Annotated in this window: 24 protein-coding genes; 9 read left to right on the top strand and 15 right to left on the bottom strand. The window is 63.9% G+C overall.

All coding sequences use genetic code 11. The annotated features are described in order from the left end of the window. The first annotated feature begins 9 nt into the window (after positions 1 to 9). On the top strand, positions 10 to 1578 hold the full coding sequence (locus VQ042_RS03955; protein WP_331815861.1) for a peptide chain release factor 3: 1569 nt from the start codon (positions 10 to 12) through the stop codon (positions 1576 to 1578). A gap of 56 nt (positions 1579 to 1634) precedes the next feature. Here the strand turns inward: VQ042_RS03955 and VQ042_RS03950 are convergent, their stop codons facing one another. The 9 genes from VQ042_RS03950 to VQ042_RS03910 form a co-directional block, all read right to left on the bottom strand. Then, on the bottom strand, positions 1635 to 2420 hold the full coding sequence (locus VQ042_RS03950; RefSeq protein ID WP_331815798.1) for an SDR family NAD(P)-dependent oxidoreductase: 786 nt from the start codon (positions 2418 to 2420) through the stop codon (positions 1635 to 1637). Positions 2421 to 2481: 61 nt separating this feature from the next. Then, a complete protein-coding gene (locus VQ042_RS03945) occupies positions 2482 to 2865 on the bottom strand; it encodes a DUF423 domain-containing protein (RefSeq protein WP_331815796.1) in 384 nt (127 codons plus the stop codon). A 22-nt stretch (positions 2866 to 2887) separates the two neighbouring features. After that, positions 2888 to 3289: a monovalent cation/H(+) antiporter subunit G gene (mnhG, locus tag VQ042_RS03940; RefSeq protein WP_331815794.1), complete on the bottom strand. Its 402-nt coding sequence runs from the start codon at positions 3287 to 3289 to the stop codon at positions 2888 to 2890. Next, positions 3286 to 3660, bottom strand: a complete 375-nt coding sequence (locus VQ042_RS03935; RefSeq protein ID WP_331815792.1) for a cation:proton antiporter — start codon at positions 3658 to 3660, stop codon at positions 3286 to 3288. Before VQ042_RS03935 ends, mnhG begins: the two co-directional genes overlap by 4 nt. Continuing rightward, positions 3657 to 4130 carry a Na+/H+ antiporter subunit E gene (locus VQ042_RS03930; RefSeq protein ID WP_331815790.1) on the bottom strand — a complete coding sequence of 158 codons (474 nt, stop codon included), beginning with the start codon at positions 4128 to 4130 and terminating at the stop codon, positions 3657 to 3659. The genes VQ042_RS03935 and VQ042_RS03930 overlap by 4 nt, the downstream gene beginning before the upstream one ends. Continuing rightward, on the bottom strand, positions 4127 to 5830 hold the full coding sequence (locus VQ042_RS03925) for a proton-conducting transporter transmembrane domain-containing protein (RefSeq protein ID WP_331815788.1): 1704 nt from the start codon (positions 5828 to 5830) through the stop codon (positions 4127 to 4129). The genes VQ042_RS03930 and VQ042_RS03925 overlap by 4 nt, the downstream gene beginning before the upstream one ends. A gap of 1 nt (position 5831) precedes the next feature. Continuing rightward, on the bottom strand, positions 5832 to 6209 hold the full coding sequence (locus tag VQ042_RS03920) for a Na+/H+ antiporter subunit C (protein ID WP_331815786.1): 378 nt from the start codon (positions 6207 to 6209) through the stop codon (positions 5832 to 5834). Continuing rightward, a complete protein-coding gene (locus tag VQ042_RS03915) occupies positions 6209 to 6628 on the bottom strand; it encodes a Na+/H+ antiporter subunit B (RefSeq protein ID WP_331815784.1) in 420 nt (139 codons plus the stop codon). The genes VQ042_RS03920 and VQ042_RS03915 overlap by 1 nt, the downstream gene beginning before the upstream one ends. Next, complete coding sequence (locus VQ042_RS03910; protein ID WP_331815782.1) at positions 6625 to 8982, bottom strand: putative monovalent cation/H+ antiporter subunit A; 2358 nt, start codon at positions 8980 to 8982, stop codon at positions 6625 to 6627. The genes VQ042_RS03915 and VQ042_RS03910 overlap by 4 nt, the downstream gene beginning before the upstream one ends. Before the next feature lie 410 nt (positions 8983 to 9392). Between VQ042_RS03910 and VQ042_RS03905 the strand changes: the two genes are divergently transcribed. Beyond that, positions 9393 to 11513: a S9 family peptidase gene (locus tag VQ042_RS03905; RefSeq protein ID WP_331815780.1), complete on the top strand. Its 2121-nt coding sequence runs from the start codon at positions 9393 to 9395 to the stop codon at positions 11511 to 11513. Between the two features lie 99 nt (positions 11514 to 11612). Here the strand turns inward: VQ042_RS03905 and VQ042_RS03900 are convergent, their stop codons facing one another. From VQ042_RS03900 to VQ042_RS03885, 4 genes are all read right to left on the bottom strand, one after another. Beyond that, positions 11613 to 12569, bottom strand: a complete 957-nt coding sequence (locus tag VQ042_RS03900; RefSeq protein ID WP_331815778.1) for a cytochrome c — start codon at positions 12567 to 12569, stop codon at positions 11613 to 11615. 92 nt (positions 12570 to 12661) lie between these two features. Beyond that, complete coding sequence (locus VQ042_RS03895; protein WP_331815776.1) at positions 12662 to 13123, bottom strand: c-type cytochrome; 462 nt, start codon at positions 13121 to 13123, stop codon at positions 12662 to 12664. 190 nt (positions 13124 to 13313) lie between these two features. Beyond that, the gene (locus tag VQ042_RS03890; protein ID WP_331815774.1) at positions 13314 to 13916 is read right to left on the bottom strand and encodes a superoxide dismutase; all 603 of its coding nucleotides are present in this window, start codon (positions 13914 to 13916) and stop codon (positions 13314 to 13316) included. 137 nt (positions 13917 to 14053) lie between these two features. Further along, the gene (locus tag VQ042_RS03885) at positions 14054 to 14917 is read right to left on the bottom strand and encodes a branched-chain amino acid aminotransferase (RefSeq protein ID WP_331815772.1); all 864 of its coding nucleotides are present in this window, start codon (positions 14915 to 14917) and stop codon (positions 14054 to 14056) included. Positions 14918 to 15114: 197 nt separating this feature from the next. Here VQ042_RS03885 and VQ042_RS03880 point away from each other — a divergent pair, with 197 nt between their 5' ends. Together VQ042_RS03880 and VQ042_RS03875 are read left to right on the top strand one after the other, a co-directional pair. Further along, complete coding sequence (locus tag VQ042_RS03880) at positions 15115 to 15777, top strand: haloacid dehalogenase type II (protein ID WP_331815770.1); 663 nt, start codon at positions 15115 to 15117, stop codon at positions 15775 to 15777. Positions 15778 to 15911: 134 nt separating this feature from the next. Then, positions 15912 to 16616 carry a L,D-transpeptidase gene (locus tag VQ042_RS03875; RefSeq protein ID WP_331815768.1) on the top strand — a complete coding sequence of 235 codons (705 nt, stop codon included), beginning with the start codon at positions 15912 to 15914 and terminating at the stop codon, positions 16614 to 16616. Between the two features lie 303 nt (positions 16617 to 16919). Here VQ042_RS03875 and VQ042_RS03870 read toward each other — a convergent pair whose 3' ends face one another. Both VQ042_RS03870 and VQ042_RS03865 read right to left on the bottom strand, forming a co-directional pair. Further along, a complete protein-coding gene (locus tag VQ042_RS03870) occupies positions 16920 to 17159 on the bottom strand; it encodes a TM2 domain-containing protein (protein WP_331815766.1) in 240 nt (79 codons plus the stop codon). Between the two features lie 114 nt (positions 17160 to 17273). Next, complete coding sequence (locus VQ042_RS03865) at positions 17274 to 18944, bottom strand: helicase HerA-like C-terminal domain-containing protein (protein WP_331815764.1); 1671 nt, start codon at positions 18942 to 18944, stop codon at positions 17274 to 17276. A gap of 194 nt (positions 18945 to 19138) precedes the next feature. Here VQ042_RS03865 and VQ042_RS03860 point away from each other — a divergent pair, with 194 nt between their 5' ends. The 5 genes from VQ042_RS03860 to VQ042_RS03840 all read left to right on the top strand — a co-directional run bounded on the left by VQ042_RS03860 (position 19139) and on the right by VQ042_RS03840 (position 26551). Next, entirely contained in the window at positions 19139 to 19513 is a 375-nt protein-coding gene (locus VQ042_RS03860) for a DUF2267 domain-containing protein (RefSeq protein WP_331815762.1), read from the top strand. Positions 19514 to 19795: 282 nt separating this feature from the next. Then, positions 19796 to 21421, top strand: coding sequence for an HWE histidine kinase domain-containing protein (locus tag VQ042_RS03855; RefSeq protein ID WP_331815760.1), 1626 nt, complete (start codon positions 19796 to 19798; stop codon positions 21419 to 21421). 218 nt (positions 21422 to 21639) lie between these two features. After that, complete coding sequence (locus tag VQ042_RS03850; RefSeq protein ID WP_331815758.1) at positions 21640 to 23076, top strand: methylmalonyl-CoA mutase subunit beta; 1437 nt, start codon at positions 21640 to 21642, stop codon at positions 23074 to 23076. Beyond that, positions 23073 to 25235, top strand: a complete 2163-nt coding sequence (gene scpA, locus VQ042_RS03845) for a methylmalonyl-CoA mutase (protein WP_331815756.1) — start codon at positions 23073 to 23075, stop codon at positions 25233 to 25235. Before VQ042_RS03850 ends, scpA begins: the two co-directional genes overlap by 4 nt. Positions 25236 to 25504: 269 nt before the next feature. Beyond that, a complete protein-coding gene (locus tag VQ042_RS03840; protein ID WP_442880019.1) occupies positions 25505 to 26551 on the top strand; it encodes a magnesium transporter CorA family protein in 1047 nt (348 codons plus the stop codon). The last annotated feature ends 66 nt before the right edge of the window (positions 26552 to 26617 follow it).

Here is a 26617-nt window from a genome sequence, read left to right as displayed (position 1 = left end):
GCTCCGGCCATGCGATCCGATCACACGACCCGGCGGACCTTCGCCATTATCTCGCATCCGGACGCCGGCAAGACGACGCTCACCGAGAAGCTGCTCCTGGCCGGCGGCGCGATCGAGATGGCCGGTGCGGTCCGCTCCAAGGGTAACGGCCGTCGCGCTAAATCCGACTGGATGGACATCGAGAAGAACCGCGGCATTTCTGTCACGTCATCGGTGATGACCTTCGAGAAGCACGGGATCACCTTCAACCTCCTCGACACGCCGGGCCACAGCGACTTTTCCGAAGACACCTATCGCACGCTCACGGCCGTCGACAGCGCGATCATGGTCATCGATGCGGCCAAGGGCATCGAGGCACAGACGCGCAAGCTGTTCGAGATCTGCCGCCTGCGCGACATCCCGATCGTCACCTTCGTCAACAAGATCGACCGCGAGGGCCGTGACCCGTTCGAACTGCTCGACGAAATCGAGGAGCAACTCGCTCTCACCGTTGCGCCGGTGGTCTGGCCGGTCGGCCAGGGGGGACTGTTCAGGGGTTGCTACGACCTGGCCGCCAACGACTTTCTCGTCGCCGGTAGCGACAAGACCGTGCATTTCGAAGGTGGGCTCGACGATCCGGGTCTCGCCAAGGTGATGCACCCCGACACCTATGCCGGCTTCCGCGAAGCAGCGGCCCTCGCCTCCGAAGGTTATGCCGATTTCGATCCGGTGGCGTATCGCCAGGGTCACCTGACGCCGGTGGTGTTCGGCAGCGCGCTGCAGAACTTTGCCGTCGACCGGCTGATGGACCTGATTGCCGCCCACGCTCCGGCGCCGCGCCCACAGCCATCGGATCAGGGCCCGATCGCGCCCGACGGGGACAAGGTTTCCGGCTTCGTCTTCAAGGTGCAGGCGAACATGGACCCCAAGCACCGCGACCGCGTCGCCTTCGTGCGGTTCTGCTCGGGCCATTTCAAGCGCGGCATGAAACTCGATCACGTGCGCTCGGCAAAATCGCTGGCAGTCTCCAACCCGATCTACTTCTTCGCCCAGGAACGCGCTTTGACCGAGGAAGCCTACGCAGGCGACGTGATCGGAATTCCGAACCACGGCACTTTGCGCGTTGGTGACACGCTGACCGAGGGCGAGAATTTCCGCTTCACCGGCCTGCCCGCCTTTGCGCCGGAAGTGCTGCGCCGCGTGCGGCTGGAGGATTCCATGAAGCTGAAGCAGCTTCGCCGAGGCCTCGAGGATCTCGCCGAAGAGGGCCTCGTGCAGGTCTTCCGCTCGTCGATCGGTTCGGACTGGATCGTCGGAGTCGTTGGCCCGCTGCAGCTCGACGTCCTCGCATCGCGCATTGCCGGTGAGTACAAGGCAGACGTCAGCTTCGAGCCGGTGTCCTTCAATGTCGCCCGCTGGATCCGCTGCGAAAGTGATGCGACGCTGCTAGCCTTTATCAAGGACAACATCACCCATGTGGCCCGCGACCGCGATGAACGGCCAGTCTATCTGTGCCGCGACGAGTGGGACCTGCGCTACATCATGGATCGCAACAAGGACATCGTGTTCGATTCCACACGCGAGATTGTCGGACAGTAGTTCCGGGGTATTATTCACCGGATGTCGCCGCAGGCATATCCGGCGAGACCTGCCGATCAGCCCATGAACTGGCCGCCATTCACCTCCAGCACCTGACCGGTCACATAGCCCGACAGGACCGGGCTTGCCAGGAAGACGTAGGCCGGCGCGCAATCCTCCGCGCTCCCCAGCCGCTTCAGCGGAATCACGGCAGCCGTGGCGTCGAGCTTTTCCTGCGTCGAGTAGCGACGGTGAAAGTCGGTCATGATCGTTCCGGGCGAGACTGCATTGACGCGGATATTGTCCGGAGCTAGCTCGCGGGCGAGCGCGCGGGTCCAGGTCGATATGAACGCCTTGGAGGCAGAGTAGAGCGACGAGCCAGGACTGCCGCCGATCGTCGCCGAGATCGACGACGTGTTGACGATGGCGGCCCCTTCCGCCGCCTTCAACGCCGGCAGCAGGGCGGTCGTCAGCGTGACAACCGAGCGCACGTTGAGATCCACGACCTGATCATATTGCGCCTGGGTGACTTCGCCCGCCGCGACACGTCCACCCATCGTACCGGCATTATTGACAAGGACATCGATGCGCCCGGCGACTTTTCCGAGGACTGCACGCGCCAGCGTGTCCGCACCATCATGCCCGGACAGATCTGCCGTCAGCAGTATCAGCCGGGCCCGATGCGCCTCAGGCAGCCCGGCAAGAAGATCAGCCTCGGCGTGTTCCATGCTGCGGCCTGCATGGGCGACGACTGTCGCTCCCGTTGCAAGAAAGAGGCGAGTGACCGCCGCGCCGATTCCCCTCCCGGCGCCGGTCACGACAATGGTCTTGCCCGAAAATAGTGCCTCGTCGAATCCGTTCATGGCGATCCCTTCCCTGTCTGTCGCATCATGGCGCAGCGCGCTGGAAAGCGCCGTGACCCCCTCAGGGCGTCGCCTTGAACCCCGTTCGCCGTACGGCGAGGATGATGCCCGCTACGGCCACCACCATCCAGCTGAGGATCAGAAGCGAACCACCGATCGGCGCGGCATTGGTGAAGAGCCGATCGTCCCAGGCGACGCGCGCCGCAAGGTCGCCGGAAAAGCACAGCGTCCCAATGATTGCCAGGAATCCCGCTGACCCTGCGAGGCGCGGCAGGTAGCTTCGCAGCCCAGCGAGCGCGAGTAGCGTCGGCGCATGGACGACCGCAATGGCTGCTGCGATGGCAGCAAGTTGCGCGTCTCCGCCGCCATGCGCAGCAACGGCCGCACCGGCGATGCCTGCCGCGCCGAAGAGGCCGGCGAAGACGACAAGGATTCCGGTCAGCATGCAGGCTCCGCTCGTCCCGACTTCAGGCCTGCCCGTCAGCGCGATCGGCCGGATCTTGCGTGTTCGGCCGAGCCGAACCTTTCGAGTGTGGCCGGATCGGGGGCATCTCGTCCAGCACCGACTGCGACCAGAGCGGGTAACCCACGGCGTAAGACGCCTTGGCGAGGAGGTGCGCCGACAACGGCGCGGTGAGGAGGAAGAACGCCACCGCCATCAGCGCCCGCAGCGCCACAGGCGTCGAATCCGCCGTGAGTGCCAAGGCGATCAACAACATGCCCGATCCGACTGCGCCGGCCTTGGAGGCCGAATGCATGCGCGTGTACAGGTCCGGAAGCCGCACGATACCCAGCGCGGCGATTGCCGCGAAGGCCGACCCGGCGAGCATCAGAAGCGCTGAGGCGATGACGACGAGATCATCTATCATTTCGTCTCCCCCTGTTGCCGTGCCGCGCCGTGCCCCGATCGCGGTTCCTGGAACGGCAGTGACTGAATTCGCTCTTCCTCGGTCTTGCCGCGCGCCTGGATGAAGCGGGCGAAGGCGACCGTGGCGAGAAAACCGACGAGACCGAGCGCAATGGCAATGTCGACATAGAGCGTGAAGCCGGTATCGATGCCGATCACTGCGATGAAGCCGATCGCCACGCTGGTCAGCATGTCGAGGCCGAGCACCCGGTCCGGCAGTGTCGGCCCGACCATGATGCGGATGACCGTCAGGAGGAACGCGACACCGAGCAGCACGAGGGCGACGTCGATCGAGAATGTGAACAGACTCTGGGCGAAATCATGAAGGCTCATCGAAACGCCTCCAGGATCTTAGCCTCAAAGCCATTGGCGATATCAGCACGGGCGGCAGCGGGGTCCGAGCAGTCGATCGCGTGGACATAGAGGATGGAGCGGTCTTCGGACACGTCCACGGCCAGGGTTCCCGGCGTCAGCGTGATCAGATTGGCAAGGAGCGTGATCTCGAAATCGCTTTCGACCTTTAGCTGATGAGCAAAGATGCCGGGCTTCAGATCCATGCGCGGCTTCAGCACAAGGACGGCCACGCGCCATGCCGACTTGATCAGCTCGCGGAGAAATAGCAGGAACAGCCCAAAGATTCGCCTCGCACGACCGACATAGCCGACAGTGCCGACCTGCTCGCGGATCAGGTAAAGCGCCGCCGCGCCAAGCGCGAAGCCGAACAGCAAGTTGATCAAGGTGAACGAGCCGGACACGACCACCCAGATCAGGGCGAGGACCAGGTTGAAGAGCGAAAGCCTCACGACACGCCTCCGAACACCGACTGCAGATAGGTCGCCGGATCCAGCACGCCCGCCGCCGCGGCGTCGGTTAAGCGCGCCAGCCATTCCGGCCAGATGCCAGCCGCCACGACGAAGCCCGCCAGCGCCAGCAGCGGGATAAGCGACAGCGGCTTGTCCGGCCCAGGCGCCTGGAAACGCTTCCTCTCGATCTCGCGCGCATCGGAGGCGTTGCCCACGGCTGCCATGGCCGGCAGTGGCCGCCAGAAGGCGAGTGCGAACACGCGCGCGCTGGCGATGGTCAGGAGGAAGCCCGAGAAGAGAATGGTCGCAGCCAGCCACGGCAGATCGGCGACGATCGTCGCGCGCACCAGCGCCACCTTCGGCCAGAAACCGGAGAAGGGCGGCAGGCCCGAGACCCCGAACAGGAAGACCAGCATCAGCGCGGCCAGCATCGGATAGCGTCGCCACAGCCCGCCCATTTCGGCAAGCGACGAGGAGCCGTTGAGCTGGGCGGCGACACCTGCCGCCAGATACAGCGCGGTCATCACCACGATCGAATGAAGCGCGTAGTAGATCGCACCGGACAGCCCGGTCTGGGTAGCCGATGCCATGGTTGCGGCTGCAGCGACAGTCGCCTCCCCATCCGCTTGAGCCACCATAACAGACGCGACTTGGGGGATGGCGAGGCCGGCCAAGATCGTGCCGATGCCGGCAACTACCATGTAGTTCAGGAGCCGCCGCAAATCGGTCTGCGCCAGCGCGCCAAGTGCGCCCAGAAGCATGGTTAGCCCGGCGATCCAGGCGATCAGCGGTGCCAGCGCCTGATGTTCCGGCGGAAACAGCATCATCAGGACACGGATGATGCCGTAGACGCCGACCTTGGTCAGGAGACCGGCGAACAGCGCCGACACGACGAAACGGGGCGTGTGATAAGAAGCCGGCAGCCACGCATTCAAGGGGAATGCCGCAGCCTTCAGCGAGAAGGCAACCAGGTACATGACGGCGATGACATAGACTGCGCTGTCGCCCTGCATCTCGCCGGCCTTTACCGCGATATCGGCCATGTTGAGGGTACCAAACACGCCGTACAGATAGGCCGTGGTGATCAGAAACAGCGTGGTGCCGACCAGATTGAGGAAGCAGTACTTGGTCGCCCCGTCCAGTTGTTCGTGCTCGGAGCCAAGGATCAGGAGACCGAAGGAACCGATCAGCAGCACTTCCAGCCAGACGTAGAGGTTGAAGACGTCGCCGGTCAGGAACGCCCCGGAGACGCCGCCGATCATCAGGAACAGGAACGGATAAAAGCCGTAGCGCCGCTCGGTCGATGAGATGGAGGCGACGGCGTAGATGCCGCAGGCCAGCGCCACGAAGCCCGTAACGGTAACGAACAGCGCCCCCATGAGGTCGACGGTGAAGGCGATCCCGAAGGGCGGCTTCCAGCCGCCCATCATCATCGTCTGCGTGCCATCGTTGGCGACCTTCACCAGCAGGGCGAGGTCCACGGCGAAGAGCAGCACCAGACCGGGGATCGCGATCCACGGCTGCCGCTTCGTGCGCTTGCGCATCATCAGCAGCCCTGCCCCGAAGAGCAGGCAAATCACCACCGGCAGCACGATCAGATAGTCCGAAGCAGCGACGGGACCTGCCGTCATCGCCTGCACCTTGAGGGCCGCGAGATCGCCGTATTGCGCCCCCGTATCGACTGTGCCTGTCGCTGCCATGTCAGTAACCCAGAGGCGGCAGCCCCTGGTCCTCGGGTTCCGCTATGCGCATCTGGTCCGTGTCGTCCGTGCCAAGGTCCTGGTAGGCGCGATAGGTCAGCACCAGGAGAAAGGCAAAAAATGAAAAGGAAATCACGATCGCGGTGAGGATAAGCGCCTGTGGCAATGGATTCGCAATGACCCTATCGGGCAGCGCCAGTTCGTTCGGGATGATCGGCGGTGCGATCGGACCGACGCGCCCGGCCGTGAAGATCAGAAGATTGACGGCGTTGCCCAGAAGCACGACGCCAAGCAGCATCCGGATGATGTGCTTCGACAGGAGCAGATAGAAAGCGACGGCAAAGAGGCAGCCGACGACGAAGGCGAGTGCGGTCTCCATCAGTCTGTCTCCCTTTCCTCGAGCGCGAGTCCGATCGTGCTGATCGCGCCGACGACGACGAGATAGACTCCGATGTCGAAGAACAGTGGTGTCGAGATTCCCACATCACCGCCGAGGATGGCCGGGAAGCTCCAGACACCTGTCAGGAACTCGACGCCGGTTACCAGTGACACCACGCCAGCCAGGACCGCCAGCATGAGACCGCAGCCGGCAATGGCCATGGGATGAAAATACATGGCCCGCCGGACCGGCGCGACGCCGCAGGCGATGCCGTAGATGGCAAAGGCCGACGCTGCGATCAGCCCGCCGATAAAGCCGCCCCCAGGTTCGTTGTGCCCGCGCAGCAGCACGAAGATCGAGAACAGCACCATCAGGCTGGTCAGATACGGCGCGGTGAAACGGAAGATAACCGTCCTCATGGCGTCGTCTCCATCGGGTCAATAATTCGTCGATTGCGGCGGCCGACCTGGATGCGGATCAGGGCCAGAACGCCGAGCCCCGTGGTCATGACCACGGCGATCTCGCCCATCGTATCGATCCCGCGGAAGTCGACCAGGATAACGTTCACGATGTTTCGGCCATGGGCGATGGTGTAGCTGTACTGCTCGAAGAAATCCGACAGCAGGGAGTCGAACGGCCGCTGCACCACGGCGAGCAGAAACAGACCAAAGCCGGCACCGGCGGCAGCCGCAAGGGCGGCATCCGGCAGCTTCTCGCGAGTTGGCCGATGATCGGTAGGCGACAGCTTCAGCCGGGTGATCGCGAGGGCAAGGATGACCACCGACAGGGTCTCCACCATGAACTGGGTGAAGGACAGGTCCGGCGCCCCCATCAGCATGAAGATCAGCGCCACCGCAAAGCCCTGGATGCCGAGCGAGACGATGGCGGTCAGCCGGTTCTTGGCGACGACCACGGCGAAGATGCCGCACAGAAGCAGCGCCAGCACCATCCATTCGTAGTAGCGCACCTGTGGGAAGGCCGGCATGGCGGGCCAGCCACCGGTGTAGAACATCGCGCCGAAAAGGGCCGCGGTCATCACGGCGACGGTGGCGGTCATGTAATAGTCGAGGCGGCCCGACTGCAGGAAATGCGTGATGGCGAAAGCGCCGCGGATCAGGCCGCGCATCGCCTGGTCGAAGCCCTTGTCGGGCCCCCAGCCGATCGCCGCCAGAAACGCCGACAGCCCGGCCCGCAGTCGATCCGACAGGAGGTAGATCGCCGCGCCCAGGGCGACCGTCGCCAGCGACAGGGCGAAGGCAAGGTTCAGATGCGGTATCCAGCCGATCTCGATCGCCACCGGCTCGCCCACCGCCGCCGAGGCCATCGGTGACGAAAAGAGCGCGTGGTAGACGCCATAGAGCAACCCGCCGACGAGACCGAGCACGCCCAGAACGAGCGGCCCGATCCAGATCGTCAGGGTACCCTCGTGGGGATGATGGATGGTCTCCGGCATCCGGCCGATGAACGGCTTCAGTGCGACGATGAAGGCGGCCGCAAACATCAGTGCATTGCCGGCAATCGCCGCACAGATCAGCGCGACATGATAGGGGTCGCCATACTCCAGCGCATGGTAGATTTCTTCCTTGGCGAGGAAGCCGACGAACGGCGTGACTCCGCCCATCGACAGGGCGCACAGCAGGGCCGCCGCGAAAGTGATCGGCATCGCCCGACCGAGGCCGCCGAGATGGTCGATCTCGCGGGTGTGGGCGCCGTGATCTACGGAACCGGCGACCATGAACAGGCCGCCCTTGAACAGCGAATGCGCGATCAGATACAGGACCGCGCTGATGATCGCCGTCTCTGTGCCGACGCCGATCAGCATGACGAGGAGGCCGAGCGAGGCGACCGTCGTGTAGGCCAGCGTGATCTTGATGTCGGTTGCCCGGACGGCCAGAAGCGCGCCGACCACCAGCGTCACCGAACCGAAGAGCGGCAGGATGGTGGTCCACAATGCCGTCTCGCCGAGGGCTGGATGCAGGCGCAGCAGCAGATATACCCCGGCCTTCACCATCGTCGCCGAATGCAGATAGGCCGAGACCGGTGTCGGAGCCTCCATCGCATTCGGCAGCCACACATGGAACGGCATCTGCGCCGACTTGGTGAAGGCGCCAGCCAGCACCAGGATCAGGATGGGCACGTAGAAGGTGCTGTCGCGAAGGGCGTCACCCGCAGCCAGAATGTCGCTGAGCGATGTGAGCCCGGTGAGCTCACGAATGGCGATCAGGCCGGCCATCAGCGCCAGGCCACCACCGCCGGTTATCACCAGCGCCTGGATTGCGCCTCGGCGCGCGGCGCCCCGCTCATGGTCGAAGCCGATGAGCAGGAAGGAGGTGATCGATGTCAGCTCCCAATAGACGATCAACGTCATCAGATCGTCAGACATGACGAGCCCGAGCATGGCCCCCATGAACATCAGCATGAAGGACAGGAAGCGACCCTGATCCCGGTGCCCGGCGAGATAGCCACCGGAATACAGGATGATCAGCGTGCCGATGCCGGTGATCAGCAGCGCAAAGGTCGAGGACAGGCCGTCCAGGCGGAACGAGAAGCGGACGTCGAAGGACGGAATCCAGTCGAGACCGAATAGGAAGACGCGTCCTGCCGCCACCTCCGGCAGCGCGCCGAGAAAGATCACGAAGGCCAGGGCAGGCGCGAGGGCCAGAACCCAGCATGAATGCTGCTTCAGGATGCGGGTGAGTACCGGTGCCAGGGCCGCGGCGAGGAATGGCAGGGCGAGCGCGAGAAAACCGCTGTTGGACTCGATCCCTGTCATGCGCTGCCCCGGCTCCCCGTTCCAATTCGGTGGCGAAGCCGTCGCATCGCCTTGTGATCTTCCCCCTCATACGAAGCCGAGCCTGCCGCGGCAAGGCAACGCACCTGACCAAGTTTTGATCGAGCCATCCTTGACGTCAGAGCCATCCTCGCCGTCGAAGCTGCCCGCGCGGGTTGCGGCCTGCGGCCGCTATGCCTAACTGGCTATCGAAACGGTGGGCACGGCTCGCCTCGACGATTGCAGCGAAGCACCCAGGGGGCGCCGATTGACGCCGGAAAGCGATCTGCCGGTCACGCCGGTTTTGCTCCGGACTTCCTCACCGCTACACTTGTTTTCGCCAGCACCTCCTGCCCAGCAGCCAAGCGACGCGTTCCGTTCCCCCTCTTCCAGACATCTGCAAGACAGGCTCGATGACCGATACCGTGACACCGCCGACCGTCCCCGTTCCGCCAAGTGCCGAACGCCGTCCCGAAACCGACATCCGTCATGGTCGGGAACGCTCAGACGAATATGCCTGGCTGCGGGCGCATAACTGGCAGGACGTCTTCAAGGACTCGGCGGTCCTCGACCCGCAGATCCGGGATCATTTGGTGGCAGAAAATGCCTACCAGGAAGCGGTGATGGCCGGCACGCAGGATCTGCGCGAAATGCTGGTCAGGGAAATGCGTGGGCGCATCAAGGAGGACGATTCGTCCGTCCCGGCGCCCGACGGACCATGGGCCTATGGCATATCGTACCAGACAGGCGCGGAATATCCGCGCTTCGTGCGGTGCCCGCGGGGCAGCTCGGCCGACCCCGAGGCCGTGCTCCTCGACGGACAGATCGAAGCGGCCGATCGTGCCTATTTCTCGCTCGGCGGCATTGCCCATTCGCCCGATCACCGCTGGCTCGCCTGGTCGCATGACGACAAGGGATCAGAATTCTACACGCTGTCCATTCGCGACCTCGAAAGCGGCAAGGACCTCGAATATACGATCGAGGATTCGAGCGGCGGCGCAGCGTGGTCTGCACGGTCCGAAGGGTTCTTCTATACGCGGCTCGACAGCAATCACCGCCCAAGCCGGGTCTTCTACCATCGCCTGGGCAGCGACCCGGTGGATGACCGCCTGATCTATGAGGAGACCGACACGGGCTTCTTCATGGATGTGGGCAAGACCCAGTCCGGCGAGTTCATGGTCATCGACATCCACGACCACGAAACGTCGGAATGCTGGATCCTTCCGGCCAACAATGCCGCCGCCGAGCCGCGACTGATCGCCGAACGCGAGACCGGCGTCGAATACGATGTCGATGAAGGCGGTGGCTGTCTTTACATCCGTACCAATGCCGGCGGCGCCCCGGACTTCAAGATCGTCACGGCGCCCACCGATGCCGCCCGGCGCGCCGACTGGACCGACTACGTTCCACACGAAAGCGGTCGGCTTATCCTCAACCATATGATCCTGAAGCGCCACCTCATCTGGCTGGAGCGGCGGGACGGATTGCCGCGGATCGTGGTCAAGCGTCTGTCGGACGGCGAGGAACACGCCATCGCCTTCGATGAAGAGGCGTACTCGCTCGGTCTTGCAGGATCCTATGAGTACGACACGGACACGATCCGCTTCAGCTATTCGTCGCTGACCACCCCAGGCCAGACCTTCGACTACAATGTCGCGACACGCGAGCGCACGCTCCTGAAGACGCAGGAGGTGCCGTCAGGCCACAACCCTGCGGACTATGTCACCCGGCGGATCATGGCCCCTGCCAAGGACGGCGAAACAGTGCCGGTCTCCCTGCTTTATCGCAAGGACACGCCGCTGGACGGTACGGCACCCTGCCTGCTCTACGGCTACGGCTCCTACGGCATCGCCATTCCCGCGTCCTTCAACGCCAACGCATTGTCGCTGGTCGATCGCGGCTTCGTCTATGCCATCGCCCATATCCGCGGTGGCAAGGACAAGGGGTTTGCCTGGTACGACGCCGGTCGCAGACGCAACAAGGCCAACACCTTCACCGACTTCATCGCCTGTGCAGACCATTTGGTGGCCCAGGCCTACACGCGGCACGACCGTATCGTGGCTCATGGCGGCTCCGCTGGCGGCATGCTGATGGGTGCCATTGCCAACATGGCGCCGGAGAAATTCGGCGGCATCATCGCCGTCGTTCCCTTCGTCGACGTCCTCAACACCATGCTCGACGACACACTGCCGTTGACGCCCCCGGAATGGCCCGAATGGGGCAACCCGATCCTCTCGGGCGAGGACTACGAAGTGATCGCGTCCTACAGTCCCTACGACAACGTCCGCCGGCAGGCCTATCCGCCGATGCTGGTGTTGGCCGGACTGACCGATCCGCGTGTGACCTATTGGGAGCCGGCAAAATGGGTCGCACGGCTGCGCGACATGAAGACCGACGAAAATCCCGTCATCCTGCGCACCAACATGGATTCCGGCCATGGCGGGGCCTCCGGTCGCTTCTCCAAGCTGGAAGAAGTCGCCTTTGTCGACGCGTTCGCGCTGCGGCTGATGGGCAAGGACACGCTGCCGGCTTAATGATGCAAAAACAGCCGTGGACGATGGCAACATTGTCCACGGCCGTCTCGCAGTGTGTGATTGCGATCAGCGCTGGCACTCTGCTGGCACGTCGAGCTACTACTCCGACGTTGACCCGGCGGTCGGGGCCGAAGCGCTGTCGACAGAAGGAATCGCCTTGAGATAGGCGGCTATCGCTTCGCGGTCGTCTTCGGGCAAACGGGCAATATTCTTCTGCACCTCGACCATCGCGCCTCCGACGGTATCGAAATCGGGCGTGAAACCACTCTCAAGATAATAGACGATGTCGCTGGCCGACCAGTTGCCGATCCCCGAGGTCGACGGCGTGATGTTGGGTACGCGCCCTTCGCCTTCCGGATTGGGCGCCCCGGCAAGCCATCGCACCCCTTTCATCCCGCCAGCTCCACCCAGGCTGCGTGGCGTGTGACACTGACCGCAATGGCCGGGGCCCTCGACGAGATATTGGCCCTCATGCGCAGCGGCCGGCGCGTCGGGCGGCAAGTCCACTACAGGGCCGCCCTTATCCAGGAAAGCGAGCTTCCACAGCCCGATGCCGCGCCGCAGATTGTAGGGGAAAGCGAGATCGTTGGGCGGTGCCCTCTCCGCAACCGCCGGTAGCCTCTGCAGGAAGGCCCACAGATCGGCGACGTCGCTCAGCCGCAAGTTCACATAGGACGTGTAGGGAAACGCCGGATAGAGATGGCGCCCGGCCGGATCGACCCCACGCTGCATGGCATTGGCGAAATCGTCGAAGGTCCAGCGACCCATGCCCGCATCGGGGTCAGGAGAGATGTTCGGAGCGTGGAAGGTGCCGAAATCCGTCTCCAGCGGCGCGCCGCCGCCTAGTTTCAGACGGTCGTCACCTTCGGACTTGGGCGGTGCATGGCACGACGCGCAGCCGCCCGCCCAGAAGATCCGCTCGCCCTTGGCCGCATCGCCAGCCGGGACGTCCGCCAGCGTTGCGGCATCCAGCCGCTGGGGCATCGTCAGGAGGTAGAATCCGCCAGCGCCGATCACGATGATAAGAAAGATGCCCGTCAGGATGCGGTCGAGCATCGCACCGATCCCGGTTCATTCCGCTTACAGGAAAGGCAGCCGGTCCTGCTCAGGTGCAGATGGCCGCCGCCCCCGGGGGGCATGCCCCTCCCCTACTTGTCCTTATCGATGCGGAAATCCTCGTGGCAGCCCTTGCAGTTCTGCGTCACCATGCCGAAGGTCTGCTTGAACGCCTCGATGTCCTGAGGCGCAGCATCCATCGCCGCCTTCGTATCTTCCTGGAACTTGACGAGCGCCGCCTGGAATTCGTCCGGCTTCTCCCAGATCGCAGGCGCGGCTTCGGTGTCGTTGCCCGTCTTGCTGTCCTCGGGAAAATAGTCACCGAACTTCATGGCCACATCGTGCATCTCGGAGAAGATGGCGGTGGCCTTGGCAGTCTCGAACGGTGCCTCGCCCTTCAATATCGCGCCGCCGGCCTTGGCGGAATCGCCGTTCTCTTCCATCAGGTCCTGCCGCGTCTCGATCGGCTCGACATTTTGCGCATGGGCGGGCAAGAGCGCAGCGACGGATATGGCCGTGGCCGCAGTTGTGGCGACAAGCTTGTTCTGTGGCATGGAACCCTCCCAAAAATCGGCCAAGACGGCCTGTTGATAGGAAGTTGAAACCAGTTTTACCGGACGCGCAATCGTCAATCCCTCCAGCCGCCGTCACGAAAATGTGGGCCGGTCAGGAAAAGGCCCCGCGGCGTGAGCCGCGAGGCCTTTGGTCTGCACCAGCCAGGTACGGCGGCTATGATCCCGTGGATCAGGCCGTGGCCGTCTCGTAGCTTTCGAGCACGTGATCCCAGTTGATGAGATTGTCGACGAATGCCGACAGGTACTTCGGACGCGCGTTGCGGTAATCGATGTAGTAGGAATGCTCCCACACATCGACGCCAAGGATCGGCACGGCGCCGTGTACCAGCGGGTTCTCGCCGTTCGGTGTCTTCATGATCTCGAGCTTGCCGTTCTTGACGGCCACCCAGGCCCAGCCGGAGCCGAACTGGCCAGCGCCGGCGGCTTCGAAATCGGCCTTGAATTTATCATAGCCGCCGAGATCGCTTTCGAACGCGGTCTGCAACTTGCCGGGCAGGCTCTTGCCGCCACCGTTCGGCTTCATCCACTTCCAGAAATGAATGTGGTTGTAGTGCTGGCCAGCATTGTTGAAGAGCGGCTGGTCCGTTCCGTAGGACTTCTTGACGATCTCCTCGAGCGACAGATCGGCCATGCCGGCCTTCTCCGCCAGCTCGTTGCCCTTCGTCACGTAAGCCTGGTGATGCTTGTCGTGGTGAAACTCGAGCGTTTCGGCAGACATGTAGGGTCCCAGCGCGTCATAGGCGTAGGGAAGCTCCGGAAGCGTGAATGCCATGGTCCGTCTCCTTCGGTTGGTTGTTTCAGGGCGCGCAACGGCTCAACTCGGCGAGTGTTTCCGTGGCGCGCAAAAATCGGCGAGAACGAAGCTAGTGCCAACGGTCGCATTTGCCACCGCTTTATGGTCCGCGCTCCTTATGCCGCAGCGCGGGCGAATGACCAGTAGAGCTCTCGGGCCTCGGCATAGACGGCGCCGGCCTGCAATTGCCGATCCTCGATGCCGACGACCGGAACCACCTTGGAATGGTTACCGGTCGAGAAAATTTCGTCCGCGTCGCGGAATTCAGCGACGGTGAGTGTCGATTCGATCACCTCTCGCCCAGCTTCGCGCAGGAGCGCGATGATGCGCTGGCGGGTAATCCCGTTCAGGAAGCAGCCGTTCGGGATCGGCGTGAAGACGACGCCGTCCTTGACCATAAAGAGATTGGATGTGCCTGTCTCCGCTACGTTGCCGAGCATGTCGAGAACGAGCGCATTGTCGAAGCCGCGCGACTTGGCTTCCATGATCGCGCGTCCGTTATTGGGATAGAGGCAACCCGCCTTGGCCAGCGTCGGCATGGTCTCCGGTGTCGGCCGGCGGAAGGGGGACACACCGAGGGTGAAGCCGGACGAGGCAATCATCGCAGACTCGTACAGGCACAGGCAGAAGCGCGTCGTCGCCGCGTCGGCCGGGACGCCCATGTAGCCGCCGTCCTCAGCCCAGTACATTGGTCGGATATAGACCGCCGTCTTGCCGTCGAAATCCTGCAGGCCCTCATGCGTCAGCCGCACAATCTCATCCGCTGCCATCGTGGCGTTCAAGCCAAGCGCTTCAGCCGACCGGTTGACGCGTGCACAATGCCGATCGAGATCCGGTGCGAGGCCCTCAAACCAGCGCGCCCCGTCGAACACCGAACTGCCGAGCCACATCGCATGGCTGCGCGGGCCGATCAGACCCGGATTTCCGTCGTGCCACTGGCCGTCGAAGAAGGTGCGCGTACGAGAAAATTCCTGCGGCATGGCCGGCTCCGGATTGGCTCTGTGTCAAGCGTCGGAAGCACCAAGTCTCCCGGCCACCGTCCATAGCGCAGGCGCAACGCCGCGTCACCCGCTCCGGCAGAGTGCTGCGAAAGCAATCACGAGGCTCTCGCAACCTTCCCATCCCACGCGCTCGCCCATATGACCGGACGGGGCCCTGCAACCCGAGGGAGACGTCCTTGTATTCAGTCTACGTGTTCGATGCCTATGGCACGCTGTTTGATACAGGCGCCGCCGTGACGCGCCTCGCCGGCGAGATCGGCGAGGACGGACGCCTGCTGGCGGACATCTGGCGTCGCAAGCAGCTGGAATATTCGTGGGTTCGCAGCCTGATGGGCGGCGCACACAGGAATTTCTGGGATCTGACCGAGGATGCACTCGACTACGCGTTCCAGAAGGTGCCGAGCGCAGATGCCGCTCTGCGTTCCCGGCTTCTGGAAGCTTATCGGGATCTCGACACCTTCGAGGAGGTACCGTCGACACTCCGCGCTTTGCGCGATCGCGGTGCGCGCCTTGCGATCCTGTCCAACGGGTCACGCGACATGCTGGCCCGAGCCGTTCGCTCTGCCGGTCTCGACGACGTGTTCGATGTCGTGTTTTCCGCCGAGGACTGCGGGACATTCAAGACGTCACCAGCCATGTACGATTTGGTGACCACCCATTTCCGGCTTTATCCGGACGCGGTGTCCTTCCAGTCCTCCAATCGCTGGGATATCGCCGGCGCTGCGGCCTTCGGCTTCCACACGGTATGGATCAACCGCGGCGGCGAGCCTAACGAATATCTTGATCTACCGCCTAGTGGCGTCCTGCCGGATCTGAAGGGTCTGCCGAAGCTGGTATGAGCGTCGCTTCCGCTTCTACTTCAAACACCTGTGATGTTCCCGGAACCTCTGCGCGTCGAAAAAGTTTTGTCCACAAATCACCGAATGCGCTTTGGGCAACCCGAGCGCCAATAAAAAACTAAGGCTGGACGACAATGGACAATTCCACACATTTCACGCGGCGCAGGCTGCTCATCGGTTTCGGCATCGGCACAACGGCTCTCGCCGCCGGCTGCACCTCCGGACCGCGCGCCCGGATCGCATCTGTGGCTCCCTATCCGGCCCCGCAAGGCCGAGCCCCGGCCCGTTATCGTGCGATGTATGATGCGGTCGTGGACAACGGCTACCGCATCCCGGCGATCGACCTAAGCCGCGTTGATCCGGTCTACTACCGGCAAGAAGTCGCAGATCCGACCGGCGAGAAGCCCGGTACGGTCGTCGTCGATACCGCAAACAAGTTCGCCTATGTGGTTGAGCCCGGCGGCCGTGCCATGCGCTACGGCGTGGGGGTCGGTCGCGAAGGGTTTGGCTGGTCGGGCCGCGCGAAAATTCAGTGGAAGAAGAAGTGGCCGACTTGGACGCCGCCTAAGGAGATGATCGCTCGCAAGCCGGAGTTGGCGGAGTATGCCGATGGCATGGAGCCCGGCATCGACAATCCGCTGGGCGCCCGCGCGCTCTATCTGTTCCAGAACGGCAAGGACACACTCTACCGCCTCCACGGTTCTCCGGAATACTGGACGATCGGCACGTCCGGCTCGTCCGGCTGCATCCGCTTCATGAACCAGGACATCATCGATCTTTACGAACGGGTGCCGTCAGGTTCGCCGGTCGTCGTCCGCCAGGGCGGCCTCATCGCCTGATCGACGGCCTTGGAGGATACCGGGAAAGGGCGAGCGGCCAACCCGCTCGCCCTTTCCCGTGTCTAGCTTCCGCCGACGTGGCACCGCGACCAAGCCCTCGGTCAGGGCTACCAGAATTTTTCTCCACCGACCGGTAAACGATAGTTCATCTGGAGAGGGTGGAGGGTCGGGCCGCATCGTACGTGTGAAAGGAGATCAGATGCGGCACATCATCATAACCGAACTGAAGCCGCCCGCTGGTGGCCGTCGAGTTGCTGACCATGCAATGTAATATTTTATGGGTGCTATCGCCCGGCCGCCCACTCAGGACAGGTTGCGGCGCTCGCGCTCCATCATGTCGATCCGGCTTTCGAGGTTCTCCTCACGAACCATGCCGGGGATCAGAAACAGGTCGATGATTTGCCCGATGCCGAGAAGCCCGAGGGTCACGAGCCACAACAGCCCCGTCCAGGGTCGGCCGAGATAGAACCGGTGCAGCCCGCAAATCCCGGCAAAGCAGAGAAGCCACAGAATGTAGGACGCGAGTGTCGACTTCCGGTTCATGCCATGTCCTTCCGTTGCACATCTTCCTACAGATGGGTGTTGCCCCACCTGTTTGAAAGCGCGCCGGCGAGTTGGGAGGCCGGCTTCCGCCACCGCTCTGGCGCCGCAATACCCTTATTTGCCGCGTTTCAGGCTGCCGAGGACACCGCGAAGGATCGCCCGCGTCACCGTCGATGCGACCGTCCGGCCCACCTGCTTCATGATCGTCTCGGTGACGGTCTGGCGCTGATAGCCGGATGATCCGCGACGGGAGGCCGTGCGCCGCCGGGGGGCCGGTTCGGCGTCTTCCACTTCCTGCGTATCGTCGCGACCACCCCCGCCGAGACCGAAATCCGGAAGCTGGAAGCCGGTACGGGTCCGGTGCGGCGGCGCGTCCCGATCCTCAGCTTCTTCCCTTGCACGGGCAGCCTCGGCGCGGCGCGCCGCCTCTTCGCCGCGCTGTGCCTCCATCCGCCGCTGCTCGCCTTCCTGCGCAAGCTGATCCTCGGCCCGACCGAAGAGCATCTCGTAGGCCGATTCCCGATCCACCGTGTGGTCGTACTGGCCGGCGAGGGGGCTCCTGGCCATCGTCTCGCGACGCTCCGCATCAGTGACCGGGCCGAGCCGGCCGGCAGGTGGGCGGATCAGCGTGCGCTCCACGATCGATGGCACACCCTTCCTGTCCAGCGTGGATACCAGCGCCTCGCCCACCCCAAGCTTGGTGATCGCCTCGAAACAGTCGAATTCCGGGTTCGGACGGAAGGTTTCCGCTGCAGTGTGCACGGCCTTCTGCTCGCGTGGCGTGTAGGCGCGCAGCGCGTGCTGCACGCGGTTGCCGAGCTGGGCGAGCACGCCGTCGGGCATGTCGAGCGGATTTTGCGTGACGAAATAGACCCCGACGCCTTTGGAGCGGATCAGCTTCACCACCTGCTCGACCCGGTCGACGAGGATCTTCGGTGCGTCGTCGAAAAGAAGATGTGCCTCGTCGAAGAAGAAGACGAGCTTCGGCTTCTCCGGATCACCGACCTCCGGCAATTCCTCGAACAACTCGGACAGGAGCCAGAGCAGGAAGGTGGCGTAGAGCCGCGGGTTCATCATCAGCTGGTCGGCAGCCAGCATGTTGACGATGCCGCGTCCGTCGCGGTCGGTGCGCATCAGGTCCGAAATGGCGAGCGCCGGCTCGCCGAAGAAACTGTCGCCGCCCTGCTGCTCCAGGACCAGCAGGGAGCGCTGGATGGCGCCGACCGAGGCCTTGGCGACATTGCCGTAGAGCCTCGAGACCTCGTCGGCATTCTCCGCCACATGAGCCAGCATCGCCTGCAGGTCCTTGAGGTCAAGGAGCAACAACCCTTCCTCGTCGGCGATCTTGAAAACGATGTTGAGGACGCCTTCCTGGGCATCCGACAGGTTCATCAGCCGTGACAGGAGCAGCGGGCCCATTTCCGATATGGTCGCCCGGATGGGATGACCTTTCTCGCCGAAAACGTCCCAGAACACGACGGGATAGACGTCGCGATAATAGGGGTCGAGGCCGATGTCCCTTGCGCGGGCGACGAGAAAGTCCTTGCCTTCGCCCCGCTGCGACAGGCCGGAAAGGTCGCCCTTGATGTCGGAGCAGAACACCGGCACGCCGGCGTCCGAGAAGCCTTCCGCCAAGATTTGCAGCGTCACGGTCTTGCCGGTGCCGGTCGCGCCGGTGACGAGCCCGTGACGGTTGGCTCGGGTCAGGTCGAGATATTCGCCCTTCTTGATCGCGTCCTGGGGGTCGCGGCTGGCGCCGAGATAGATCCGACCGTCTTCGAGCATGCGCATCCCCTCTTGTGGCGGCCGGAGCTTATATGCCGCTCATCGAGCGGCACAAGTTCGCCGACGGATCCGGTGGAGATTGCGATTGCGCGCACGATCGGGCTTTGCCAAAGTCCCGCCGATTCGTGCCGCTCCGAGGGACCGGCCATCAGCGGCAATTCCGGAGCGCAGCTTCCGGTGCAAGAGGACCATCAATGAACGAGTTGTTCGCGAAGATTGCCGCCGAAACGGGTATCGACGAGGCCGCGGCCAAGAAGGCCGTCGGGCACATCCTGGCTTTCGTCAAGGCTGAAGGGGACGATCCGGCCGTCGGCAAGATGATCGCCGAGACGCCAGGTGCGGAAGACGCCATCGCCACGGCTGGCGAAGGTGGCAGCGGCGGACTTCTGGGCGGCATGCTTGGCGGCGGCATCATGGGCTTGGGCTCCAAGCTGATGGGCCTCGGCCTCGGTATGGGCGAAATCCAGACCGTGGCGCGCGAGCTCGTTGCCTACGCCAAGACCCAGACCGAACCCGCGACCGTCGACAAGGCGCTCTCCTCCGTGCCCGGGCTATCGCAGTACGTCTAGACCCGCTGACCATCCGGACAGAGACGGTGCGGCCGGCCTTGTCGAGAGGTTGGCCGCCATTCGGCTTGCCCACCTTCCGCAACGCTGGATAATGCCGTTGCGTTCGCCTATGCTTTTGGCGGAAAACGGAAATGTGGCCGGACAAGGTGCGTGACGTCATCGGGGGAGCGAGGTCCTTGCATGACATCTAATCCGATTAGCGTCAAACCGGACGCCACCCGTCCGCTTGCATCCCGTTTGTCATCCACCCTGTCGCGTCCCTGGCGCTTCGGGGCCTTCAGGATGTCGCGCCTGTTTCGGCGTCCGCCGCTACTGGTCCATCTTGTGCTGTTCGCGATCATCGTTCTGGTCCCGGCACTGCTGTTCAGCGCCTTCCTGATCCTGCAATTCTCCGCCCAGCAACGTGAGATCGCGACCGCACAGGTCAACGATACCGCCCAGATCATATCGAATGCGGTCGACCGCGAAATTTACGGCATGATCACCACCGGCCGGGTGCTGGCCTCATCTCCGTCTCTGTCGGGGGGAGAACTGGCCGGGTTCCATACCAGAACGGTCGCGGCCCTCAAGACCACGAACACCGATGCCGCATTGGTCGACCCGAAAGGAAGGGTCGTCGTGTCGACCATCGACTCCTATCCGGCCCCGATCCGCGCAATGAGCTATACCGAGACGATCGACCGGGTCCTGAAGACCCGCCAGCCGACGGTATCAGGCGTATTCTTCGGCGAGATGTCCGAGCGCTTCGTGTTCCACGTCGCCGTGCCCGTGTTTCGCGGCAATGACGTGTCTTATGTCCTGATTATCAGCAAAGCGGCAGAAACGCTGAGTGATGTGATCGCCGACCGCAACCTTCCGCGCGAATGGTCCGCTATCATCAAGGATGCCGACGGGAAGCGGGTCTTTGCAGCCGTGACCAGCGAAGGCCGCATGAAGGCCCAGCAAGGCATCTCCTACGACAATCCCTCGATCATCGAGACGCTCGGCGCTCGCAGGAGTTACGACCTGATCGAAGCATCCACCGTGTCCAGCTTGACGGGTTGGACGACGACGCTTGCCGTGCCGAATTCGGTGCTAGTGCAGCCAGTCATGCGGTCCTGGCTGCTTCTCATCAGCGCCGGCGTCGTGCTCCTAACGTTCTCGATCCTCCTGGGTGTCTTTTTCGGCCGACGGATTGCCGCACCGATTCTGCAATTGTCCAAGCAGGCCGCGGCCATTGGCGAGGGGCAGCCTGCGGCCACGATCGGCACCGACATCGCGGAGGTCGCCGAGGTCTCCCGGGTGCTCGCTCAGGCGTCGCGTGCGCGCCGCGAGGCCGAAGACCAGAATCGCTTCCTGATGCGCGAGATGACCCATCGCGCCAAGAACCAATATGCTCTGATCGCCGCGATCGCCCGCCGGGCGGCAAAGGAGAGCGCCGATACCGCCCAGTTCCTGGCGACGCTGTCGGAAGCACTCAGTTCCCTCGCCCGCTCGGCCGACCTTCTTTCGAGCCGGGCCTGGGAAAGCGCTTTGGTCGAGGATCTCGTCCGCGCCCAGCTTCACGCCTTCGGCGCGGGCGGCAAGCAGATCGAAACGCACGGGCCCGTCGTGCGTCTGAACCCCACCGCTGCCCAGACGATCGGCCTGGCCCTGCACGAGTTGGCGACAAACGCGGTGAAATACGGTGCCCTGTCGACATCGGACGGCAAGGTCGAGATCTCATGGTCCTTGGGCGGCGAGTTCGTCATCGTCTGGCGCGAGAGTGGCGGCCCGCCGGTGGTCGAGCCCAAGCATTCCGGCTTCGGCACGCTGGTCATCCAGAAGATGACCTCGCGCGGCCTCAACGGGGAGGTCGAGATGGACTACGCCGCGTCGGGTGTAGTGTGGAAGCTGATAGCGCCCTGCGATGCCGTGGTACCTCAGTAGGTTGCCAAGTCGGCCACGCCGCCTGGCCATCCGCGTGGATCACCAGTTCCGTTTCCCGACGGGACGGCCTATGGAAGAATGCGGAACGGTCAGAGGGACAGGCGGGGGAGCGATGCCGCCGAACCTCATCGGCTGCGCCCCACGCATCGTGCCTTGTTCGACCGTTCGGATGCACGCCGCTGAAGGGGGAGCCATGCCCGGCAGTGCGAGGAGATGCCATGACGGCGCTGACGATGGAATCCATCGACTTCCCCGAGGTCGACGAAGCCGACTGGCGCGCGCGCGTCGAGAAGGGGCTGAAGGGCCGACCGTTCGAATCCCTGGTGACGATGGCCGAGGACGGTTTCATCTACGGTCCGCTCTACGACCGGCGGGCGGCGTCGCCCATCGGCCGAGTTGGCTCTGGGCCTTGGCGGATCGTGCAGCGTGTCGATGATCCCGATCCGTCCCGTGCCAACCGGCAGGCGCTGGCCGATCTGGAGGGCGGCGCGAACGGGTTGGCGCTCGTTTTCGCAGGTTCCGCCTCTGCCCACGGTTTCGGCCTGCCGATGGAAGCGGACGCAATTGCCCGAGCGCTCGACGGTGTCGATCTGGGCATCATCTCGCTTCGGATCGAACCGCATATGGACGCCCGCATCGCCGTCGAGGCGTTGCGCGCGCTGACCCGGTCCCGAAACCAGGATTTCGATGCCCTGGCGATCGATCTCTGCCTCGATGCCGTCGGCCCCTTCGCCTTTACGGGCAGCTTTCCAGGCACCGAAAGCGCATTCCGCGCCCATGCCGGCCGCGCCACCAAGGCCCTGCGCGCCAGCGGCTTCCGCGGACGGATAGCAGAAGCGGACGGGCGCCTCTATCATGACGCCGGCGCGACCGTCGCACAGGAACTGGGCGCCGTTCTGGCAACGGCGCTCTATTACCTGCGCGCGATGACCGATGCCGGTCTGACCGTCGGCGAAGCGGCGTCGGCGATCGGCTTCACGCTGGCGATCGATCAATGCCAATTCGAGCAGACGGCCAAGCTGCGGGCCTTGCGTCTGCTCTGGGGAAAGCTTCTGGAATCCTGCGGCGAGAACGCTCCTGCTCCGGCTCGGATCCATGCGGAGACCTCATGGCGGATGATGGCCGCCATGGACCCGCATACCAACATCCTGCGCGCCACCATCGCAGCCTTCGCCGCCGGCACCGGCGGTGCCGATAGTCTTGCGGTCCTGCCCTACACCGCACCGCTTGGGCTGCCGGACGGTGCAGCACGGCGCCTCGCCCGCAATCTGCAGATCATCCTGCAGGAGGAGAGCTTCCTGGCGCAGGTTGCCGATCCCGCCGCAGGCTCCGGCAGCATCGAGGCACTGACCGACCTGACTGCCGAGGCTGCCTGGAACATGTTCCGCGAGATCGAGGCAGAGGGGGGCATCGTCGCCGGTCTGACCACGGGAACCCTCCAGAGCCGCATCATGGGCGCCCGTCTCGAGCGCCAGCGCCGGCTGGAGGACGGCAAGACCGTCGTCGTTGGTGCCAGCCTATATCCGCTGGAAACCGAGCGCGACCACACGATCCTGCCTGCCGCACGCAGTAAGGTCTCGAAAGCCGATGGCGACATGCGATGCGAGCCGCTGCGTCCACACCCTCTCAGCGAAACCTTGGAGTCCAGCCGATGAGCGCGATCCCGGATTTCAGGCGGATCGAGTGGAGCCGCCCGGCCGCGCCCGCGTCGCAGCCCGGCGCCGCCGAAGGCTTCGAAACCCCGGAAGGGATCACCATCGGCGGCGCCTACGGGTCTGATGCGCTCGACGGCTATCCGTTCCTGGACACCCAGCCGGGTATCGCGCCCTATCTGCGCGGCCCTTACCCCACCATGTATGTCGAAAAGCCCTGGACCATCCGGCAATATGCCGGCTTCTCCACGGCCGCGGCCTCGAACGCCTTCTATCGGCGCAATCTAGCCGCCGGACAGAAGGGTCTGTCGGTCGCCTTCGACCTCGCCACCCATCGCGGCTACGATTCCGATCATCCGCGCGTGGCCGGCGACGTCGGCATGGCCGGCGTGGCGATCGATTCCATCATCGACATGCGCCAACTGTTCGACGGCATTCCGCTGGGCGAGATGAGCGTATCGATGACCATGAACGGCGCCGTCCTGCCGGTCCTCGCGCTCTACGTGGCGGCGGCCGAGGAGCAGGGCGTGGCACAAGCCGACCTATCGGGGACCATTCAGAACGACATTCTGAAGGAGTTCATGGTCCGCAACACCTACATCTATCCGCCGGCGCCCTCGATGCGGATCATCTCGGACATCTTCGAATTCACCTCGAAGAACATGCCGAAATACAACTCGATCTCGATCTCCGGCTACCACATGCAGGAAGCAGGGGCGACGGCGGATCTGGAACTTGCCTACACCATCGCGGACGGCATCGAATATGCCCGAGCAGGTGTCGCCGCCGGGCTCGACATCGACCGCTTCGCGCCGCGCCTCTCCTTCTTCTGGGCGGTCGGCATGAACGCCTTCATGGAGATCGCCAAGCTGCGGGCGGCCCGGCTGATCTGGGCGGCGCTGATGAAGCAGAATTTCGCGCCGCAGGACCCGCGCTCGCTGTCGCTGCGCACCCACTGCCAGACCTCGGGCTGGTCGCTGACCGCCCAGGACGTGATGAACAACGTCGTGCGGACCTGCGTCGAGGCAATGGCGGCGACGCAGGGCCACACCCAGTCGCTGCATACCAACGCCTTCGACGAGGCGCTGGCCCTGCCAACAGATTTCTCCGCCCGCATCGCCCGTAATTCCCAGTTGGTCATTGCGCACGAAACCCGCACGACGGGCCTCATCGACCCTTGGGGCGGCTCGGCCCATGTCGAGCGCCTGACTCACCTGCTCGCAGAGAAGACTCTGTCCCATATCGGCGAGGTCGAGGCGATGGGCGGCATGGCAAAGGCCATCGAGAAAGGTCTGCCGAAGCTGCGCATCGAGGAAGCAGCCGCCAAGACGCAGGCGCGAATCGATTCCGGCACCCAGACCGTCGTGGGCATCAACCGGTTCCGCAATGCGAACGACGACGACATCGACGTCCTGCGCGTCGACAATGCCGATGTGCGGCGGCAGCAGATCGAGAAGCTCAAGCAACTCCGGGCCGAACGCGACGGTGCGGCCACCGAGGCCGCCCTGGCTGCCTTGACGGCGGGCGCGAAGGGCAATGGCAACCTTCTCGAACTGTCCATCGCAGCGGCCCGGGCCAAGGCCACCGTCGGCGAGATGGCGGATGCGCTGGAAACGGTGTTCGGCCGTCACGTCGCCAAGACCCAGGTCGTTGCGGGTGTCTACAAGCGGGAGGCTGGACCGATGGCGGATCGTGTGGCGCAGGTTCAGGCGATGAGTGCGGCCTTTGCCGAGGTCGAAGGCCGCCGGCCGCGCATCCTCGTTGCCAAGATGGGCCAGGATGGCCATGACCGCGGCCAGAAGGTAATCGCATCAGCCTTTGCCGATCTCGGCTTCGACGTGGATATCGGCCCGCTCTTCCAGACGCCGGAAGAAGCCGCCCGGCAGGCCGTGGAGAACGACGTCCACATCGTCGGCGCTTCCTCGCTGGCCGCCGGCCACCTGACGCTTGTTCCGGAGCTGAAGGCCGCCCTGGTGCGCGAGGGCGGTGAAAACATTATGATCGTCGTGGGTGGAGTCATCCCTCCCCAGGATGTCGCATCACTGAAATCGGCCGGAGCGGCAGCCATCTTCCTGCCCGGCACCGTCGTCGCGGACGCGGCGGCCGATCTGCTCCAGTCGTTGGCCGCCCATCTCGGACACGGCAAGCTGGCGGCGGAGTAGCGGCATTATTGGTCGTCGTCCGTAACGATGGCTAAAGCTGACGAGACCGAACCCGCATCACGACCGCCTATGGACTTTCGGGGCATCCCCCCGCCATAGACGGCCCTAAGCGAACCTATTCCAGTTTCGGCGGTGCTACTGATGACGAACGATCATACCACCACAGCAGGACACGCCCTGCTTTGCCGGTTCGGGACGGATGTCGCGGGCAGCGAGTTCGACAAAGGGCGAGCCGCGAATGCGTCCCGCGATGTCACCGGGAAGCGCCCGTGATCGAAGCCTATGTCCCGTCCGGCCCATTCATGCGGGCCGCCACCGTGGCAAGCGACGCGATTCCGGCGGAGGCGGTCTGGATCGATCTTCTCAATCCGGCGCCGGACGAAGTGTCCGCGGTCGAACGGCTCTGTGGCATCGACGTGCCGACCCGCGAAGAGATGGACGAGATCGAAGTCTCGAGCCGGCTCTATTCGGAGGACGGCGCCGACTTCCTGACAGCTTCGGTGGTGTTCGGCCTCGACAGCGGCAAGCCATCCTTCGCGCCGGTCACCTTCATCCTTGTCGATGAGCGGCTTGTTACCCTGCGCTACAGCAAGCCCAAGAGCTTTGCCATCTATGCCGCAAAGCTCTGCCGCGAACCGCCGAATGCCGCCTATCGGTCATCACAGGATCGGCTCCCGCCCGAGGTCACCAAGGCTGCGAGCATGCCGCGGACGCCCACGGCTGACAGCGTGCTGATCGGCCTGTTGGAAACCGTCGTCGACCGGGTCGCGGACCTGCTGGAGTCGATCTCCGCCGATCTCGACCGTATCGGCGACGATATCTTCACGTCGTCCGCTCGCAAGAAACCGACCGAAACCGCAGACTTCAAGTCACTGCTGCGGCGGATCGGCGCCGCCGGCGATCTGACTTCGCGGGTACGCGAAAGCCTGGCGACCCTCGACCGGTTGCTGCCCTTCCTGCAACTCGTGCTCGACGGTCGCAAACCTTCCAGCAAGGATGCCCGGCCGCGGGTCAAGGCGATGTCACGCGACGTGCATTCGCTCAATGACTTCGTCTCATTTCTGTCGAACAAGACGACCTTCCTCTTGGATACCACCGTCGGCATGATCTCGATCGAGCAGAACGCAATCATCAAGATCTTCTCCGTGGCGGCGGTGGCGTTCCTGCCGCCGACCCTCATCGCTTCCATCTACGGCATGAACTTCCAGCACATGCCCGAGCTCGGCTGGACCTTCGGCTACCCCATGGCGCTGGGGCTGATGGTCGTCTCGGCGATCGTCCCGCTGATCCTGTTCCGCTACAAGAACTGGCTCTAGCGACGTTTCAAGCAACGGCCATCGCGCGCTGGCCAGGCTCAGAAGGTGACGTGTCGCCTTCCCGCG

Origin of the sequence: Aurantimonas sp. A2-1-M11, assembly GCF_036549475.1 — a bacterium.
In the GTDB taxonomy this organism is placed as follows: Bacteria; Pseudomonadota; Alphaproteobacteria; order Rhizobiales; family Rhizobiaceae; genus Aurantimonas.
This window is presented reverse-complemented; position numbering and strand designations above follow the sequence as displayed.